1 pseudogene is annotated in these 448 nt (G+C 78.8%); it reads right to left on the reverse strand.

Annotated elements, in window-relative coordinates:
- A pseudogene (locus tag KN815_RS49690) lies at positions 1-448 on the reverse strand (monooxygenase); the annotation flags it as partial.

The raw sequence follows: 448 nt of genomic DNA on the forward strand, positions 1-448 counted from the left end.
CGCGTCCGCGCACGCGTACAGCGCGCTCGGCCGCACCCCCGACAGGGCCGCGGCGAGATGGCCGTCCGGCCGCACCAGCAGCACGGTGTGCGCCGGGGCTCCCGGATACGCCTCGGCGACCAGCAGCTCGGTGCGCATGGGCAGCGCCGCGGCGGCCGCCGCCAGCCTCGGCATCAGCCCGGCGCGCATCCAGTGGCGGCGGTCCCACACCCCGGTGCCGGGGGCGACCAGCACCACCAGCAGCTCCCGGCCGAGCCGTTCCCGCAGCCGTACGACCGAGCCGTCCGGTGCGGTCACCGGCACATCGGCGACCGGCGCCCCGGGCGGCGTGCCCACCGTGATCGAGCCATCCGGCGCCGCCGCCGGGGCCAGTGGCGAACGGTCGTAGACCGGCGGCGCGCCCAGCGGCCCCTGCCCGAGATGGCCGTCGGTGAGCAGCGCGTCGTGC

Origin of the sequence: Streptomyces niphimycinicus (assembly GCF_018883605.1) — a bacterium.
Taxonomy (GTDB): Bacteria; Actinomycetota; Actinomycetes; order Streptomycetales; family Streptomycetaceae; genus Streptomyces; species Streptomyces niphimycinicus.